The sequence below is a fragment of the Streptomyces himalayensis subsp. himalayensis genome (genome assembly GCF_013778455.1).
Taxonomy (GTDB): domain Bacteria; phylum Actinomycetota; class Actinomycetes; order Streptomycetales; family Streptomycetaceae; genus Streptomyces; species Streptomyces himalayensis.
In genome coordinates this window covers 116,735-133,256 of record NZ_JACEHE010000018.1, presented here as the reverse complement: position 1 = coordinate 133,256, position 16,522 = coordinate 116,735, and the positions used below count along the sequence as shown (strand labels likewise).

At 70.5% G+C, this 16,522-nt stretch carries 15 protein-coding genes and 1 pseudogene; 6 read left to right on the top strand and 10 right to left on the bottom strand.

The genetic code is table 11. The features are described from left to right. Positions 1–197 precede the first annotated feature (197 nt). The 3 genes from H1D24_RS27180 (at position 198) to H1D24_RS27170 (ending at position 3,815) form a co-directional block, all read left to right on the top strand. Entirely contained in the window at positions 198–1,529 is a 1,332-nt protein-coding gene (locus H1D24_RS27180; protein ID WP_181660329.1) for an MFS transporter, read from the top strand. A 201-nt stretch (positions 1,530–1,730) separates the two neighbouring features. Beyond that, entirely contained in the window at positions 1,731–2,702 is a 972-nt protein-coding gene (locus H1D24_RS27175; protein ID WP_181660328.1) for a zinc-binding dehydrogenase, read from the top strand. Positions 2,703–2,960: 258 nt separating this feature from the next. After that, the gene (locus H1D24_RS27170; RefSeq protein WP_181660327.1) at positions 2,961–3,815 is read left to right on the top strand and encodes an IclR family transcriptional regulator; all 855 of its coding nucleotides are present in this window, start codon (positions 2,961–2,963) and stop codon (positions 3,813–3,815) included. Between the two features lie 360 nt (positions 3,816–4,175). Here H1D24_RS27170 and H1D24_RS43665 read toward each other — a convergent pair whose 3' ends face one another. From H1D24_RS43665 to H1D24_RS27125, 9 genes and pseudogenes are all read right to left on the bottom strand, one after another. Further along, the gene (locus tag H1D24_RS43665) at positions 4,176–4,778 is read right to left on the bottom strand and encodes a helix-turn-helix domain-containing protein (RefSeq protein WP_309484455.1); all 603 of its coding nucleotides are present in this window, start codon (positions 4,776–4,778) and stop codon (positions 4,176–4,178) included. A gap of 102 nt (positions 4,779–4,880) precedes the next feature. Continuing rightward, entirely contained in the window at positions 4,881–5,912 is a 1,032-nt protein-coding gene (locus tag H1D24_RS27160; protein WP_220137286.1) for an isopenicillin N synthase family dioxygenase, read from the bottom strand. Between the two features lie 28 nt (positions 5,913–5,940). Then, positions 5,941–6,694: pseudogene (locus H1D24_RS27155) on the bottom strand (class II aldolase/adducin family protein). Position 6,695: 1 nt separating this feature from the next. Then, positions 6,696–7,904, bottom strand: a complete 1,209-nt coding sequence (locus H1D24_RS43660; protein WP_220137285.1) for an aromatic ring-hydroxylating oxygenase subunit alpha — start codon at positions 7,902–7,904, stop codon at positions 6,696–6,698. Beyond that, the gene (locus tag H1D24_RS27145; RefSeq protein WP_181660325.1) at positions 7,901–8,785 is read right to left on the bottom strand and encodes a sugar phosphate isomerase/epimerase family protein; all 885 of its coding nucleotides are present in this window, start codon (positions 8,783–8,785) and stop codon (positions 7,901–7,903) included. The genes H1D24_RS43660 and H1D24_RS27145 overlap by 4 nt, the downstream gene beginning before the upstream one ends. After that, positions 8,782–9,873, bottom strand: coding sequence for an ABC transporter ATP-binding protein (locus H1D24_RS27140; RefSeq protein ID WP_181660324.1), 1,092 nt, complete (start codon positions 9,871–9,873; stop codon positions 8,782–8,784). The genes H1D24_RS27145 and H1D24_RS27140 overlap by 4 nt, the downstream gene beginning before the upstream one ends. Next, positions 9,870–10,712 carry an ABC transporter permease gene (locus tag H1D24_RS27135; RefSeq protein WP_181660323.1) on the bottom strand — a complete coding sequence of 281 codons (843 nt, stop codon included), beginning with the start codon at positions 10,710–10,712 and terminating at the stop codon, positions 9,870–9,872. Before H1D24_RS27135 ends, H1D24_RS27140 begins: the two co-directional genes overlap by 4 nt. Further along, entirely contained in the window at positions 10,709–11,608 is a 900-nt protein-coding gene (locus tag H1D24_RS27130) for an ABC transporter permease (RefSeq protein ID WP_181660322.1), read from the bottom strand. Before H1D24_RS27130 ends, H1D24_RS27135 begins: the two co-directional genes overlap by 4 nt. Next, a complete protein-coding gene (locus H1D24_RS27125; protein WP_181660321.1) occupies positions 11,605–12,744 on the bottom strand; it encodes an extracellular solute-binding protein in 1,140 nt (379 codons plus the stop codon). Before H1D24_RS27125 ends, H1D24_RS27130 begins: the two co-directional genes overlap by 4 nt. Before the next feature lie 260 nt (positions 12,745–13,004). Here H1D24_RS27125 and H1D24_RS27120 point away from each other — a divergent pair, with 260 nt between their 5' ends. Then, entirely contained in the window at positions 13,005–13,949 is a 945-nt protein-coding gene (locus tag H1D24_RS27120) for an Lrp/AsnC family transcriptional regulator (RefSeq protein ID WP_181660320.1), read from the top strand. A 7-nt stretch (positions 13,950–13,956) separates the two neighbouring features. Here H1D24_RS27120 and H1D24_RS27115 read toward each other — a convergent pair whose 3' ends face one another. Continuing rightward, positions 13,957–14,187, bottom strand: a complete 231-nt coding sequence (locus H1D24_RS27115) for a hypothetical protein (RefSeq protein WP_181660374.1) — start codon at positions 14,185–14,187, stop codon at positions 13,957–13,959. A 416-nt stretch (positions 14,188–14,603) separates the two neighbouring features. Between H1D24_RS27115 and H1D24_RS27110 the strand changes: the two genes are divergently transcribed. Together H1D24_RS27110 and H1D24_RS27105 are read left to right on the top strand one after the other, a co-directional pair. After that, positions 14,604–15,578, top strand: a complete 975-nt coding sequence (locus H1D24_RS27110; RefSeq protein ID WP_181660373.1) for an alpha/beta fold hydrolase — start codon at positions 14,604–14,606, stop codon at positions 15,576–15,578. Positions 15,579–15,774: 196 nt separating this feature from the next. After that, positions 15,775–16,449, top strand: coding sequence for an MmyB family transcriptional regulator (locus H1D24_RS27105; protein ID WP_181660319.1), 675 nt, complete (start codon positions 15,775–15,777; stop codon positions 16,447–16,449). Positions 16,450–16,522: the final 73 nt, after the last annotated feature.

The window sequence follows — 16,522 nt, the reverse complement described above, 5'->3', positions numbered from 1 at the left end:
ACAGGAGATCTCGATGCCGCCGCCGGACCCAGCCGATGTGCCGTTCTGCGGCACGCGGCGTCCGTGAGGAACCGGCGTGCCGCATGGCGGCACACGCGCATGCGCCCGGCCGCCCGCACCCTCAGCATGCGTCGGCACAGTCCCCACTTTGTCCTGGATCACTCCGGATCCTGGGCACATCGGAGGTGAGCCGCTCCATGTCCGACATCGCCAAGCCACTCACACCACCCGGCATCGGTACGAGCGATAAGAGCAGTGACAAGAGCAAGGTGTCGCGGATCGCCGTTGCGAGCCTCATCGGCACCACGATCGAGTACTACGACTTCGCCGTGTACGGCACCGCTGCCGCGCTGGTCCTGGGCCCCGCCTTCTTCCCGTCCGGGAGCTCCACGGTGCAGACGCTCGCGGCATTCCTGACCTTCGCCGTCGCGTTCCTGGCCCGGCCCCTCGGTGTGGTGCTGTTCGGGACCATCGGCGACCGGCTCGGCCGCAAGCGGGCCCTGGTGGCCTCGCTCGTGGTGATGGGTGTGGCGACGGTCGGGGTCGGGCTCCTGCCGACGTACGAGACCGCCGGACTCCTGGCGCCCGTCCTGCTGGTGACGCTCCGTCTGCTCCAGGGAGTGAGCATGGGCGGCGAGTGGGGCGGTGCCGTGCTGCTCGCGGCCGAACACGCGCCGCCCGGGCGCCGGGCGTTGTACGCGTCCGTCCCGCAGGCCGGCCCGCCGCTGGGCTTCCTGCTGTCCAGTGCCGTGATCCTGCCCACCCTCGCGATCGCGGGCCGGGACGGGTTCGCGGCCGGAGCCTGGCGTGTCCCGTTCCTGCTCAGCACGGTGCTCATCGTCATCGGGCTGTGGGTCCGCAGCCGGGTCACCGAGTCCCCGGTCTTCGACCGGCCGGCGGCCGACCGCTCGGTTCCCAGGTTCCCGCTCGGCACCCTCGTCAGGGAGCACCCGGGCCGGCTGCTGCTCGGCATCGGCACGGCGATCGGCGGCTCGGCCGTCTACTACCTGACCATCGTCTACAGCCTGTCGTACGGGCCCAAGGCGCTCGGCATCCCGCAGAACACGATGCTGATCGCCGCGAGCACGGCGGCGGCCTGCGGCGCGGCGGCGACCGTCCCGGCCGCCCGGCTGGCCGACCGGGTGGGCAGGCGGCCGGTCATCCTGACCGGAGCCGTCGGGTGCGCGGTGTGGGCGATGCCCATGTTCGGCGCCATGCAGACGGGCGACGTGTGGATCATCACGGCGGCGTTCAGCCTCGGGCTGGTGCTGTTCACGCTGATGTTCTCGCCGGTGGCCGCCTTCCTGCCCGAGCTCTTCCCCGCACGCTTGCGCTACACCGGCGCCTCGGCGACCTTCATCCTCGCCAACACCCTCGGCGGCGGCTTCGCCCCGCTCGTCGCCACCTGGCTGAACACCCACTGGAAGTCACCGCTCGTGCTCGGCGTCTACGCGGGCGTGCTCTGTCTGATCAGCCTCGCCTGTGCGCTGGCACTGCCGGAGACCCGTGACAAGGAGTTCGACGCCTGACGACCGCGTCTCTTCCGACTGCTGACGTCCCACTGCTCCACCGGCCGTGCCGCGACCCGGCACGGCCGGTGGAGCACCCGCGGCGCTCCGGGAAGGGTCGTCACCCAGCCATGCCATCCCGACAGGTGACGACAGGGCATGCCGTCCCGGCAGGCAACGACAAGGCATGCCAGCCCGACAGGTACGACAAGGAGTGCACTCATGCTTGCAGCCGTGGCCGTGCGCCAAGACCCCGACGATCCGCTGAGCGGCCTGGAGTTGCGAGAGGTGCCCAAGCCGACGGTTCCGCCCGGCTGGGCGCTCGTACGCGTGGCGGCCGCCGCCCTCAACCACCACGACATCTGGACGCTGCGCGGCGTCGGGCACCCGGCCGAGCGGCTGCCCATGGTGCTCGGCTGCGACGCGGCAGGCATCGACGAGGACGGCAACCCGGTCGTCGTCCACCCCGTCATCGGCGACCCCGAGGCGGGCGGCGGTGACGAGACGCTCGACCCCGGCCGCGCGCTGCTGTCCGAGCAGCACGACGGTGCCTTCGCGGAACTGCTCTGCGTGCCGCGCCGCAACCTGGTTCCGAAGCCGGCCTCGCTCTCCTTCGAGGAGGCCGCCTGTCTGCCGGTGGCGTGGCTGACCGCCTACCGGATGCTGTTCACCCAGGCCCGGATCCGTCCCGGTGACCGGGTGCTGGTGCAGGGGGCGGGTGGCGGCGTCGCCACCGCCGCCATCGCACTGGCCCGTGCCGCCGGGGCCACCGTCTACGCCACCAGCCGCTCCGAGGCCAAGCTGGCAGCCGCCCTTGAGATGGGCGCCCACGAGGCGGTGCCGTCCGGCACCCGTCTGCCGGAGAAGGTCGACGTGGTCGTCGAGACCGTCGGGCAGGCCACCTGGGAGCACTCGCTGAAGTCGCTCAGGGCCGGTGGCGCGGTGGTCGTGGCGGGTGCGACCAGCGGCGCCAACCCCCCGGCCGACCTGAACCGCATCTTCTACCTCCAGCAGCGCGTGCTCGGATCCACCGGCGGCACTCGGCAGGAGTTCGTCTCGCTGCTGCGGTTCATGGAGAACGCCGGGATCAAGCCGCGCATCGACCGGGTGCTCCCCCTGGCCGAGATCCACTCCGGTTTCCGGGCGGTGATCGACGGCGAAGTGACCGGCAAGGTCGTCGTCCGCCCCAACTGAGGGCAGGATCGCAGTCCGACCGCAGGTGGCCTCCGTGGACCGCCCCGCGCCGGCCGCGGCGGTCTTCCCTGATCAGCGCGGTGCTGTGCCTTCTCGTTTCGAAGGCACAGCACCGCGCATTTTCGTGTACCTGCCACGCACGCGTGTGTCCGGCCACAGTCCCTGCGCAGGCCTTTGCAGACTGCCCCGGGTCACCTAAAGTGGACGCACGTCCACTTCGATGGTCGGGTCTGATCCGCCGCACCGGAGGCCACACACATGCTTGACCACACCACCACCGCGAAGCCGGCCACACGTCCCAGCGACGGCGACCCGGATCAGCAGACCGCTGTTGACAAGGCCCTCATGCTGCTGAAATCGATGGCCGAGTACGACGACGGGATCGGTGTCAGTGAGCTGGCCCGGCGTACCCAGCTGACCAAGTCGACGGCGTTCCGGCTGCTCGGCATCCTGCAGCGCAACGATGTGGTCGAGCGCGTCGGCAGCAACTACCGGCTGGGCTCCCGGCTCTTCGACATCGGCACCCGCGTCTACGGTCCCTCGTCGCTCGTACTGCGCGAACGCCTGCTGCCCTACCTCGCGGACCTCTACGAGCTGACCCACGAGACCGTGCACCTCGCCGTGCTCCACGACACCGAGATCGTGTACGTCAACAAGATCCAGGGCCACCGCCCGACCCGGTCCCCGTCAAGGATCGGCGCCCGGCTGCCGGCGTACTGCACGGGCGTGGGCAAGGCCCTGCTCGCCTTCGATCACGACGCGGCCGAGCGAGCCATCGCCGAAGGCCTGGCGGCCTGTACGGCGGGGACCATCACAGACCCCGACCTCTTCCGTGCCGAGCTGCGCCGTATCAGGCAGGACGGGATCGCGTACGACCGCGAGGAGGCCGTGCCCGGCCTGGCGTGCGTCGCCGTACCCGTCATGGGGACCGCGGGGCGCCCGGTGGCCGCGCTCTCCGTGGCGGGCGCCGCCCACCGCTTCGAGGCGCACCGCTTCGCCCCCGCCCTGCGCCGCGTCGCCTACGAGGCGGCCCGGGCGCTGGCGGGATCGAAGGCGGCGGACAGGGCGCGCACCGCGTACAGCCGGGCGGAAGGGCAGCGCTCTGCCGTGTAGCGGTGTTCCCGTCCGCGGGCCGGGCCGCCTGATGCCGGCGCCCGCCTGACCGGCGGGACGTCGACGAACCGTCTCCGCCGGTCGGTCTGGGGCCGGGTTCCGGCCTGACCGCGGGCATGTGAGGAACCGTCAGGCGCTTCGGGCCTGGGCTGAGTCCCGCGGCGGCATCGGCACCTCGATCAGCTGACGCCGAGGATGCCATGTTCCACCCCGCCGCAATCGGCGGTCCACCGCCCGTTCCGGCCGGCGGCACGGCATCCTCGGCGGCTCGCGTAACGGCTGGGCTGACGGGCCAACCGCTCCTTCGACGACCCACCGCTCGGTCCATGGCTCACCGCCGAGGGTCTTACTGCCGACGGCTCACCGTCGATGGCTTCCCGCCGCGCCGTTCCCTCCGGTGCCGGGCTGCACACGGGGCACACTGACCACGACGTGCACAAGGCTCTCTTCGTCCAGCGATTCGTAGAGGTGCGGCCGGTCGCCGGGATAGCGGACGAAGTCACCGGCGGCGAGTTCGACGGGGCTGTCGACCGGGCCCACCCGCACCCGGCCGCTGATCACATACAGATGCTCCAGCGTGCCCACGGGATGGGCCTCTGAACGGCCGCTCGATCCACCGTGACCGACACCGATGCGCAAAAGGTAGTTCTCGATCACACCGGAGCCGTAGATGTGGTCCAGGGAGCGGCTCTCGTATCCGGCGTGCTCCTGCCAGACCACGGCGTCGGCCCGCTGCACCGTCATGACCTGCTCGCGCTCGGCGACCAGCCGCGTCACGGGCACGCCGAGGGCGCCGGCGATGGAGAACAGCGTGTCGACGGTGGGGTTTCCGGTGCCCTGCTCCAGCTTCGACAGCGTCTGCTTGGCCAGGCCGGCCTGACGGGCCAGCTCTGCGAGCGAGAGACCACGCTGTTCTCTGAGGATGCGCACGTTGCGTGCGACCACGGCGTTTCCGGATGGCACGGCACCACTCTAGGCCAGCGCCTTGGGCGACGAAGATCGAGATCCCCCTGCCCAGGCGGGCGCGAGAGGGACCGACGGAGCAGAGACACGAGCCGTACCGGCTCAGTCACCCAACTCGCGCCCGAACCCCGAGGACAGCGCGAGAGCGCTCTCCGGCAGGGTCAGCTCGCCTGCCGCCCTGCGGTCCTTCAAGTAGCCGTAGACCTGGAGGACTTGGGACCACAGGTGCTCGCCCGCCACCAGGCCCGGTCGGGCAGGCCGGTCGGGGGTGACGAAGCGCGGCAGCGGCTCGACCCGTGTGTGGTAGTCGACGTTGAAGAAGAGCGGGAAGGAGTAGCGCTCCTCGCTGACCCGCCGCACCCGGTGGGTCGTGGAGACGAACTCGCCGTTGGTCCACAACTCCAGCATGTCGCCGATGTTGACGACGAACGCGTCAGCGAGCGGCGGTACGTCGACCCACTCACCGGCGCCATTGAGCACCTCGAGGCCGGGTCCCGTCGGCCGCAGCAGTGTGAAGCACTCGTAGTCCGTGTGCGCGCCGATGCCCGGCCGGTCCAGGGCGTCCGCGTCGTACGGGTAGTGGATGAGCCGCAGCCCGCTGGGCGCCTTGGTGGCGTACCGGCTGAAGGTGTCCGGCTCCTCGCCGAGCGCCACCGCGAACGCCCGGAACAGCAGCTGCCCGAAGGCCAGCACCGCTCCGTAGTACGCCGTCGTGGCCTCGCGGAAACCGTCCAGGTCCGGCCATACGTTGGGGCCGAGAAGCGGGGTGCCCGCGCGGACGTCCGGATCGTCGAGCGGCAGGTCCAGGGCCAGTCCGAAGACCTCCTTGCGGTCGGCGGTGCCCTGCGCGAAGACCTCCTCGCCCTCCGGGACGAAACCGCGGTGGTTGCGGGAACGGCCGATCCAGCTGCGCATCTTCTCCTCTTGGGGGAGGGCGAAGAAGCGGCGGGCCGCGTCGAGCAGGCCGTCGAAGAGTTCCGGGGCGATGCCGTGCCCCGAGACGTACATGAACCCGACCTCGCGGGCGGCGCGGCCGAGCTGTTCGGCGACCTCGCGCTGCGCCTCGGGCCCGCCGTGCAGCAGTCCTGACGCGTCGACGACGGGCAGTTCGGTGAAGTCCTTGGAGGCTGTCACGGGCTTCCCAGTTCCTGTCATGGGCTTCTCAGTTCTTGTAGTCGGGCGCGACACGCTCCAGCAAGCGCAGCATCGCCGCCCAGGCCAGGTCGTACGCGTCGTCGTCCGCGAAGTCGGCGACGTCCTCCCCGGCCAGCTGCCGCGCGGTGTACTCGCACACGTCCGGCGGCGGCATGACCAGCGGCCCGCCCGACTGCGCCGTCGTCTGGATCTCGCAGGCCTTCTCCAGGTAGTACATCCGCAGGAACGCCTGGGCGGCGGTGGCGCCGACGGTCAGCAGGCCGTGGTTGCGCAGGATCATCACCGGCCGGTCGCCGAGGTCGTCCACCAGGCGCTTCTGTTCCCCGAGTGAGCGCGACGCCCTCGTAGTCGTGGTAGGCGACCCGGCCGTAGAACTCCATGGCCATCTGGCTGACCGGCAGCAGCCCGCCGGCCTGCGCGGCGACCGCGCACCCCGCCTTGGTGTGGGTGTGCAGGACGCACTTGGCGTCGGGGCGTGCGGCGTGGACGGCGCTGTGGATGACGAAGCCGGCCGGGTTCACCCGGTACGGAGTCGCCTCTACGGGCCGGCCCTCGAGATCGATCTTCACCAGCGACGAGGCGGTGATCTCCTCGAAGAGCAGGCCGTAGGGGTTGATCAGGAAGTGGTGCTCCGGACCCGGCAGCCGCAGCGAGATGTGCGTGAAGATCAGGTCGGTCATCCGGAAGTGGGCCACCAGGCGGTAGACGGCGGCAAGTTGGCGGCGCAGCTCGTGTTCTTCGGCGCTCCGCTCGGCGTCCATGTCAGGGGTCCTCCTTCGCCGGGGCGTTGCTTGCCATGGGAGCGTTCGCCGTGGCTCCCTGCGCCAGGGCGTCCGCTGTCAGGTGCTGGAAGCGGGCGGTGATCTGGTCCCAGTGGGGGACGAGGTGGTTCCGGTCCGCGGCGGGGGAGTGGCGGCCCTGCTGGAGCGCGCGCAGCACGGGCAGATCCTGGTCGTTGACCTCGAAGAGCACGTCGCAGAGGTTCTTGCGGGCCGTGTCGTACGCCGCGTCCGCGGCCTCCGCCGCCACGAACACCGCCATGTGCTCCACTGTCCGGTCGGGCGCCACCGGCTCGAGGGCGATGACCTGGTAGAAGTCGGGCTCGATGAATACGAGTGCGTTCGGGAAGACACAGAAGATGTCCTGCCGGTCCCGCAGCCCGTCCGGGATCTCGCCGAGCAGGGGGAGCGCCGTTCCGCCTCCGCCGCCCGCCGCGGTCTGCCCGGACGCCTTGGCGCTCGCTCCCCGCGGGTAGTAGCCGCCGATGACCGCCTCCGACAGCACCTGGTCCTCGATGTCGAGGAGTGTCGCCGCCGGTCCGACCTGGGGATGGACGAACGGCAGGTGGTAGAAGTCCAGGAAGTTCTCCACCACCAGCTTCCAGTTGGCGTCGACGTCGTAGCGCCGCTCCTCGGCGAGGTGCAGCGAGGTGAGGTCGTAGGGCGCCCACCGCTCGGCCAGCGGCGCGAGCAACCCCTCGGCGGAATCTGTGGGTTCGCCGAGATGCACGAACACCATCCCGGCCCATTCGCTGTGCGGCACGGGCAGCAGGCCGAGGCGATCCCGCACCTCCGGTTCCGGGCCCGACCCCTTTGTACGGTTCCAGTACGGCGTTCCGCACAGAGAACCGTCCAGATTGAACGTCCAGAAGTGGTACGGACACCGCAGCCGCCCCCGGGTGCTCGGCTGTTCGGACAGCACGATGCCTCGGTGCCGGCAGATGTTGTGGAAGACCCGCAGGGTGCCCTCGCGGTCACGGACCAGCAGGAGGGGACGGCCCGCCACGCTGACCGGCCGGGAGCTGCCCGGTTCGGCCACCGAGTGCGTGAAACCGGCCCATACCCATCGGCTTTCGAAGATCTGCTGCCGTTCGGTGTCGAAGACCTTCTGGTCGGTGTAGGCGAAGGCGGGGAGGATGCTGCTGCCCACCGGTCGCCCGTCGAGGGGGCCCGATGCCTCGCGTACGTTCACGATGCCTCCTCGGCCGAGGTGGACGCCGAGGTGGACTCGGAAGCCGAGGCCGCGAACAGCTCCTCCGCCCACGCCTTCAGGAGCAGCGCCTCATGCCAGCGGTCGGACAGCTCCTCGCCGTCCGCGCCGGTGATGGCGTACGGAGTGGTGCCGAGCTCGCAGAGGAAGACCAGGTCGGCGGCGTCTGCCGCGCGTGTTCGCCAGGAGCGCATGGCCTCCAGCCACCAGCCGCGGAACCGCTCCACCTGCGCGGCGTGCTGCGCGAACTCCAGCGGGACCTGCACCTGTTCGCGGGTGGCAACACGGCCCTGCAACGAGGCGCCGAGGCTCAGCAGGCGACCGATCAGGCCGTCCACGCGCGCGTGGGACGTGTCCGGCAGTTCGTTGCCGACGACGTAGTGCGACAGGTCCAGGGAGAGCGCGACATCCGGCAGCTCCGCTGCGAGGCGGTGGGTGAAGGCGAGATCGTTGGTGAGCGTGTAGCGGTGTGTCTCCAGATGGAAGGCGAAGCCCGCGGCCTCCGTCTCCTTCCGCCATTCGCGTACGAGCTCGGCGGCCTCGGCCGGCTCGTCGGGGAACACCTGGCCGCAGACCACGACGAGTTCGGCGCCCACCTCGGCCGCGTACTCCAGGCTCGCGGCGAGTGGTGTCCGGTCGTTGACGAACGCGGTCACGAGGGAGCGCAGGCCCGCCGAGCGCAGGAGGGAAGCCACTTCGGAAGCGGCCGGTGCCTCACGCGCGTACAGGTCGAGGCCCACACCCGCGAAACCGGCCTCCGCTGTTCGCTCGATGCGCTCCTCAAGGGTCCAGGGCCGCGGGGCACGCCAGGGGAGGCCTTCCATCGCCCACAGCGACTGGAAGACGGACAGTGTCCGGGTCACAGGGCGGCCCCGGGAGCGGCGGAGACCGGCTCGTTCGGGGACTTCGAGGGATCGGTGGTCGGGGGCGGATCGCTGAGTGTGCGCGCCCCGCCGCCGCAGTACCGTACGCCGACCGCGTCCCCCTCATCGGGTACCTCGGTACCGGCCGGGACCGTCACCACCAGCGGCTCCGCGCACCCGGGCACCGTCACCGTGACCCGGCTGCGCGGCCCCTGGAAGACCACGCCGTCCACCGTCGCCGGCACCGCACCCGCCGCGTCGGGATCACCGATGAGCGCCAGGTCCTCCGGCCGGACCACCGTGAAGCCGTCGGATGCGCCCTCCACGGGCAGTGCGAGCGCCTCGACGCGTCCGTCGCTGACCGGCAGCAGATTCGCCTCACCCAGGAACTGCGCCACGAACGGCGTCGCCGGACGGTGGTAGACCTCCTCCGGCGTGCCGATCTGCTCGATGCGGCCGCCGTTCATGATGGCGACCAGGTCGGACATCGACAGCGCCTCCGTCTGGTCGTGCGTCACGGCCACCGTCGTGGTGCCGGTCTCGCGCTGGATGCGCCCCAGTTCGTACTGCATGGCCTCGCGCAGCTGCTTGTCGAGCGCGGCCAGCGGCTCGTCGAGGAGCAGCAACGCCGGCTCGTACACCAGCGCGCGGGCCAGTGCGATGCGCTGCTGCTGGCCGCCGCTGAGCGACTGCACCCGGCGCCCGCCCACCTCGGGAAGGCGCACCAGCTCCAGTGCCCGCGCCACCCGCTCGCGCCGCTCCCCCTTGGGCATCTTGCGGGCGAGCAGCGGGAATTCGACGTTCTGCGCCACGGTCCGGTGCGGGAACAGCGCGTAGTTCTGGAACACCACACCGATGTCGCGCTTCTCGGGCGGTACGCCGGTCAGCGGCCGGCCGCCGAGCAGCACGCTGCCCGAGGTGGGCTCGGTGAACCCGGCCAGCACGTTCAGTGTCGTCGTCTTGCCGCTGCCGCTGGGTCCGAGCAGCGTGACGAACGACCCGGCGGGCACGGTGAGGGTGACGTCGCGCAGGATCGGGGCGCCCCCCAGGTGCACGTTCAGGGCGTCGATCTCGACGGACACGCTCATGACATCCTCCTCGCATTCCTCGTACGCCGCGGAATCGTCGTACTCCTCGTGCCGGTCAGCAGCACCATGAGGCCGAGCAGCGCCACGGCCATGCCCATCACGAGCGTGCTGACGGCGGCGATGGCGGGCGACGCCTGCTGACCCGCCTCCAGCCACAGCAGCGTGGGCAGGGTCTCCTCACCCGGCGGGCTCAGGTAGTAGGACAGGACGGACTCGTCGAAGCAGAGCCCGAAGGACAGCACTGCGGACCCCGCGATGCTCCGTGCCACCAACGGCAGCTCGACCCGCAGCAGCACGGACGGCCAGCCGTGGCCCAGGCTCCGGGCGGCGCGCGACAGCGCGGGGTCAACCTTGGCGAGCCCTGCCGACACGGACAGGCAGACCAGCGGCGCTGCGAGCGTGGCCTGACCCAGGATCAGGGTGCGGATGCCCGCGCTGCCGCCCAGGTCGTCGATCGCCAGATACAGGCCGAGGGCCAGGACCAGCGGCGGTACGACCATCGGGGCCAGCATGGCGGTCCGCAGCAGTCGCGCACCGCGGCGCATGCGGGGCAGGGCCAGTGCGGCACCGGTGCCCGCCACCACGGCGATCACCGTTGCCGTTCCCGCGGTGGAGAGCGACTGTGTGAACGCCGCCTGCCAGTCGGGGCTGCTGAACACCTCCGTCAGCCAGCGCATCGACAGGCCGGACGGCGGAAAAGTCAGATAGCGGTCCGCGCTGAACGCGATCGGGAGGATCGCGAGGAGCGGGGCGATGAGGAAGAGCGCGATGAGCACTCCGGCCGCGTTCACCCACGGCGACAGGCGGCGGAAGGCGGTGCGCAGTTCGTCGTCCGTCACACCCGCTCCCACTGTTCGCTGATTTTGAGGAACCGGTCGGCCACGACATACAGCCCCAGCGTCGCCACCAGCAGCACCACCCCCATCGCGGCCGCCCCGCCGAGGTTCTGCATCCGGCCGAACTCCGTGCCGATGACGGTCGCCGTCACCTGGCTGCCCGGACCGCCGAGGAAGGCCGGTGTCACAAAGAAGCCCAGCGACATCACGAAGACGATGACCGCCCCGGCCGCCGCCCCGGGACGCAGCGCGGGCAGCACCACCGTGCGCATGACGAGCCACTCGCCCGCGCCCAGGCTGCGTGCGGCCCGCAGCTGCGCGGGATCCAGGGAGCGCAGTCCCGCGTATACGGGCAGCACCATGTACGGCAGCATGATGTGGACCATCGCCGGGATCAGGCCGGGCAGGGTCTGGTAGAGGCCGAGGCCGTCCTCCGACAGCCCGAGCGTCTTCGCCAGCCCGTCCAGGGCGCCCTGCGGCTGGAGCATCAGCACCCAGCCGTACGTCCTGACGAGCAGCGAAATCCAGAAGGTCAGGAAGAGCACGCCGAACAGGACATGGCTCAGCGCCTTGCGAGCCAGGCCCAGCGCGAGGGCGTACAGCACGCCGAGTACGCCGGTGCACAGGGTCACGAGCGCGGCCATCCACAGCGTGCGCCAGGCCGCGCGCAGGAACAGGGCGCTGCGGAACGGCTCCGTGAACATCCCGGCGGGGCCGTGGTCCTCGCTGCCCGCGACGACCACGGCGACCAGCGGACCGGCCAGCCCGAGCAGCAGCAGGGCGAGCGGCGGCAGGAAGAGCCAGCGTGCACCGCTGCTGCCCCGTGCTCCACGCGCGCGTGGGCGTGCGGTGCCTGCGGAAGCCGACGGCTGGGGCGCCTTGTCGAGTACGGCGGTCATGCGCCCACCCAGTTCGTGAACTTCTCCACGTACTCGGCGTCCGTCTTGCCGAGATACTCGACGTCGACGCTGAGCTGCTTGGCCACGTTGTCCGGGGCGCTCGGGGTGAGCGCGAGCTCCTTGTCGGAGAGCAGATCGAGGGCCTTGGAGACGACCGGGCCGAGATAGATCTTCTTCGACATCAGGGCCTGCTGCTCGGGTGTCGACATGTAGTCAAGCAGCGCGTTGGCGGCGTCCGCGTGCTGAGGCTTCTGCGGCATCGTGAACGAGCTCCAGGGGTACAGCATCGCGTCCTGGAAGGTGAAGTCCACCGGCTTGCCGTCGTTCTTCAGCTGGATCATGCGGGCGCTGGACGTGGCGATCATCGACGTGCTGCCCTGGGCCATGTACTGCTGGCCCTGCGCGTAGGTGTCGTAGAAGACCATGTGCGGCTTGAGCTCGTTCAGCTTCGCGATGGCGCGCTCGAAGTCGAGGGGATAGATCTTGTCCTTGGGCACGCCGTCCGCGAGCAGGGCCAGTTCGAAGACGCCCATGTAGAGGGACTTGGGGAAAGCGCGCTTGCCAGGGAACTTCTTGGTGTCGAAGAAGTCCGCCCAACTGGTCGGCGCGGAGTCGAGCTTGGTCGACCAGCCCAGGACCTGACTCCATGCGTAGCCGCCCGCGCAGTAGTCCTGGTAGGCCTTCGGCACCAGGTCGCAGCGGCGCACCCAGTCGGCCAGCTTGCCCGGCGCCTTCCCGGAGGCGATCAGGCCGGCCACGGAGTATCCGTCGAAGTCGATCAGATCCCACTCGGGGCTCGAACTCTCCAGCATCGACAGGAACTTGCCGTAATCCCAGGCCGCCTGGACCACCCGTGCCCCCGCGACCTCGGAGTACGGGTCGAAACACTCCTTCTGCCGTATCTCGTACGTCTCACCGCCGAAGCCCGAGACGACGACCTGACGCGATCTGATGCGGGGCCACTTGGCGTCGACGTCCGCGGGGGCGGACTTCGAGCCCGACTTGCTGCTGCCGCCGGTGGCGCTCTCCGAACCGCAGGCGGTGAGCAGCGCGGGCGCCGCCAGCGCACCGCCCGCGGCCCAGAAGGCCCGGGAGATGATCTGGCGCCGTGAGAAGGGGACGGGCGAGCGTGACATGAGGCCTCCGACGGACGATCGCTCCAGGGGCCGGCTGGCCCCGCCCTGGGTGTCAATTCGCTTTCAGGAGCGGGTTCTTGCAGCCGATGCGTAAGCACAGTAGGAGGTGAACTTCCGATGTTGCGGTGATGAAATAATTCAGCCGCAGATCCTTACGTGGGCGAAACATGAGTGCCTGAAAGATGTAGACCCGTCCCCGGCCGGCCACCGAGGGCGACGTGGGCCCCAGGATCCGGGCGGCCGAATCAGGTGAGGACCGAATGACGCAGTTCGAGCTCGACGACACCGACCAGGCGCTGCTGGCAGAGGTCCGCCGGGACGGCCGGGCCACCTATGAGGCGCTCTCGCTGGCGCTCGGGCTCTCCCGGCCGGCTGCCCGTGCCCGGCTGCAGCGGCTGCTCGACGCCCAGGTCCTGAGCATCGCCGGCGTCGTGCACCCTTCCGTCTTCGGCCTCGCCGCGTACGCCCATGTCGCGGTAGCCGTCGACGGCCCCGTGCTGCCGGTCGCCGAGCAGGTGTGCGCGATGCGTGACGCCGTCTATGTCTCGGCCGTCGCCGGCCGCTTCCCGCTCGTCGCCGAACTGCGCAGCGCCGATCACGACGCACTCGCCGACGCGGTACGCCGGATCGCCGCGCTGCCCGGCGTCCGCGAGGCCCGCACCGCCGTCTACACCGAGATCCTCCAGCATGCCCACTTCCCCCCGGGCCCGTACCAGCCGGCAGCCATCGACGACACCGATCGCGCCCTGCTGGAGCGCCTGCAGCGCGACGGGCGCACGCCGTTCGCCGAACTCGGCGCCGCCGTCGGCCTGTCCACGAGTGCCACACGCACCCGCGTCCTGCGGCTCCTCGAATCGGGTGCCGTGCACATCGGTGCGCTCGTCCAGCCCGACGCGCTCGGCGCCACCCGTATGTGCGGCTTCCAGCTCACGCTCGACGGTCAGCTGGCGGACAAGGCGCTCGCTGCCGTACGCGACCTGCGTGAGGTGGAGTACCTCGCCAGCAGCATCGGGCGCTGCGACGCCATCGGCACCGCGGCGAGTCCGTCGGCCGACGGCGAACTGCGCTTCCTGGAGACCCTGCGGGCTGTCCCGGGCGTGCGGTCCGTCGAGTCGTGGGCGCATCTGCGACTGCTGAAGGAGGACTATTCTCCAGCAGCCGCTGTCTCACGGCGAGTGGGTGACGGTACGTCAGTTCTCGACTGATGGCTCGTCAGCCATCCTCGGTGCACCAGCCGCGCACCAGCGCGAAGAACGCCTCCTCGTTGCCCGCCAGCCCGGCCAGTGCCAGGGCACGGTCGGCGTCGGCGAGCGCGGCTTCCGGGACGATCACCGGGCGCGGCGTGGTCGCCGACGTGTCGAGAGTGGCGCGGACGGTGTGCAGCAGGCGCAGGTACGCCTGGACTGCGGTGCGCTCGTGCCCGGTCAGGACGGCGGTGGGCATCTGCATGGGTCGGCTCTCCCCGAATCGCGTCGCTTTAGGCCGTGCGCCGCCGAGGCGACGTACCGCAGGGGCGGCGGTGACGTACCGAAGCGGCGCACAGCGCTCTGTCACAGCCCAGCTTGCCCTGCGCCACTGACAATCCCCGGAAACGCCTGGTGACCAGCCTGTTCCCTTACACCTTCCAGCCGACCCGGCCCGTAGAAAGCGCTGCCGTTTATCCGAGGCGAAACCTCACTGAAATCCCTTGTGCGGCAAGGCTTCTAGGCTCGAAGGAAGCGGGCGGAGGACCACCGTCCGCAGAACAGAACGGCGTTTTCGGGGACTTGCAAGGGAACGGAGGCGAGCCCGTGTTCGGCGAACCAGGCCCGGGCCCGCAGCACCGCGCGGGGCGGCTGCGCTCCGTGGACGAGGAAGAGATGCGGCTGCACCATCGCGTCGTACACGGCTACCGCCGCGCGTACCGGATCGCAGGCGAAGGCCCCGCGATACTGCTCATCCACGGAATAGGCGACTCATCCGCCACTTGGGCGGAGGTCATCCCCGGCCTGGCGCGTCGCCATACCGTCATCGCCCCCGATCTCCTCGGCCACGGCGCGTCGGACAAGCCGCGCGCGGACTACTCGGTGGCGGCCTACGCGAACGGCATGCGGGATCTGCTCGGCGTACTCGGAATCGAACGGGCCACGCTCGTCGGGCACTCGCTCGGCGGCGGCGTGGCGATGCAGTTCGCCTACCAGTTCCCCGAGCGCACCGACCGGCTCATCCTCGTCAGCGCGGGCGGCGTCGGCCGCGAGGTCAACCCCGTGCTGCGGGCGGTGTCCCTGCCGGGTGCGGATCTGCTGCTGTCGACGCTTCGGCTGCCCGGTATGCGGCTGCAGGCGGGGCTCTTCGCCCGTCTCATGCGGCTGCTGGACACCGATCTGGGGCAGGACGCCTCGGAGTTGTTCAAGCTCGTCGACGCACTGCCCGACGCCACGTCGCGCAGCGCGTTCATCCGCACGTTGCGCGCCGTCGTCGACTGGCGCGGACAGGTCGTGACCATGCTAGACCGCTGCTATCTGACCGAGGGCATGCCCACGATGCTCATGTGGGGGTCGCGGGACAGTGTGGTGCCGGTGGGGCATGCGCACGGGGCGCATGCCGCGATGCCGGGGAGCCGGCTGGAGATCTTCGAGGGGGCGGGGCACTTTCCGTTTCACGCCGATCCCGTGCGGTTTCTTTCGCTTGTCGAGGACTTCATGGCCACGACGCGGCCGGCGGACTGGAGCCGGCAGCGATGGCGGGAGCTGTTGCGAGACGGCTTGCCCGTCGCGGAAGGACCGGCTGATTTCGGCGTTTCCCCGGACGTGGAGCGGGATTTGCGGGAGGCGAGTGAGCGCAGCGCGACATGAGGTCGCACGTCGCTGTGCACCGCTGCCGTGCCGCGCTGCCGCGCCGCACACCAGCGCATCGCCCAGGCTGTGGCGAGAACCCAGTCCTCAACAGGCCGTAAATGTCACGATAGTTGACATGGTCGTGCCGGGGTAGCAGGATCGCCGAGCGGCGTGAAGGCCCTGGGGCCGCATTCGCAAGAGGGGTGACCTTCCGATGCCACATCACGCCGGAGGGCTGCGGCCCGCACCCGAGCCCGAACCCGCGAGCCTCGAAGCGCAGGCGTATCTGCAGGACTACGCCGTGCTGCTGGAAGCGGTCTCCCACCCCTCCCTCGTCTTCGACCACCGGTGGGACGTCGTCCTCGCCAACGCGGCGTTCGACGCACTGTTCCGCGGCGTCCGCCCGCATCCCACGGCCATGCCGCGCCACAACTTCCTGCGGTTCGTCCTGTTCCACCCGGACGCCGCCACGGTGCTCGCCGAACACGAGTCGAGCTGGTGCCTGCCGATGCTGGCCGGCTTCGCGGCCGCCGTCGAACGGTACGGCCAGGACGGCGTTCTGCAGTCCATCCGCCGGGACATCGCGCAGGACCCGATCATGGACGCCGCGTACCAGCAGGGACTGCCGCGCTGGATCCGGCAGGCGGGCGAGGAGGCCGTGCACCACGACGGTGCCGTACGGCCGCTGAATCACCCCGATCCGCGGTGGGGCCGCACCGACTGCCGGATCGTCGGCGAGACGCCGAGGACCCTGCAGAATCTGGGCTATTCGCGTATGACACTGGTGCTGAGGGAGTCACGCCGCGCCCCCCGCGCGCGGACGCGCGGAGGACGGCACGCCGGGGGAAGCGGCGCGCATCTGCGGGCGGTGACGGCGGCCGATGCGTAGGAGCACGCCCGCCGCCTGGTGAGCCCACGCCTGGTCGTGCGGCTCGCCGGCCGGCACGCCGGGCGGCGAGCCT

What these genes read in the sequence shown, in the direction of transcription:
- H1D24_RS27180 (WP_181660329.1), top strand. Translation starts at nt 198, where the DNA reads ATGTCCGACATCGCCAAGCCACTCACACCACCCGGCATCGGTACGAGC.
- H1D24_RS27175 (WP_181660328.1), top strand. Translation starts at nt 1,731, where the DNA reads ATGCTTGCAGCCGTGGCCGTGCGCCAAGACCCCGACGATCCGCTGAGC.
- H1D24_RS27170 (WP_181660327.1), top strand. Translation starts at nt 2,961, where the DNA reads ATGCTTGACCACACCACCACCGCGAAGCCGGCCACACGTCCCAGCGAC.
- H1D24_RS27140 (WP_181660324.1), bottom strand. Translation starts at nt 9,873, where the DNA reads ATGAGCGTGTCCGTCGAGATCGACGCCCTGAACGTGCACCTGGGGGGC.
- H1D24_RS27130 (WP_181660322.1), bottom strand. Translation starts at nt 11,608, where the DNA reads ATGACCGCCGTACTCGACAAGGCGCCCCAGCCGTCGGCTTCCGCAGGC.
- H1D24_RS27125 (WP_181660321.1), bottom strand. Translation starts at nt 12,744, where the DNA reads ATGTCACGCTCGCCCGTCCCCTTCTCACGGCGCCAGATCATCTCCCGG.
- H1D24_RS27120 (WP_181660320.1), top strand. Translation starts at nt 13,005, where the DNA reads ATGACGCAGTTCGAGCTCGACGACACCGACCAGGCGCTGCTGGCAGAG.
- H1D24_RS27115 (WP_181660374.1), bottom strand. Translation starts at nt 14,187, where the DNA reads ATGCCCACCGCCGTCCTGACCGGGCACGAGCGCACCGCAGTCCAGGCG.
- H1D24_RS27110 (WP_181660373.1), top strand. Translation starts at nt 14,604, where the DNA reads ATGCGGCTGCACCATCGCGTCGTACACGGCTACCGCCGCGCGTACCGG.
- H1D24_RS27105 (WP_181660319.1), top strand. Translation starts at nt 15,775, where the DNA reads ATGCCACATCACGCCGGAGGGCTGCGGCCCGCACCCGAGCCCGAACCC.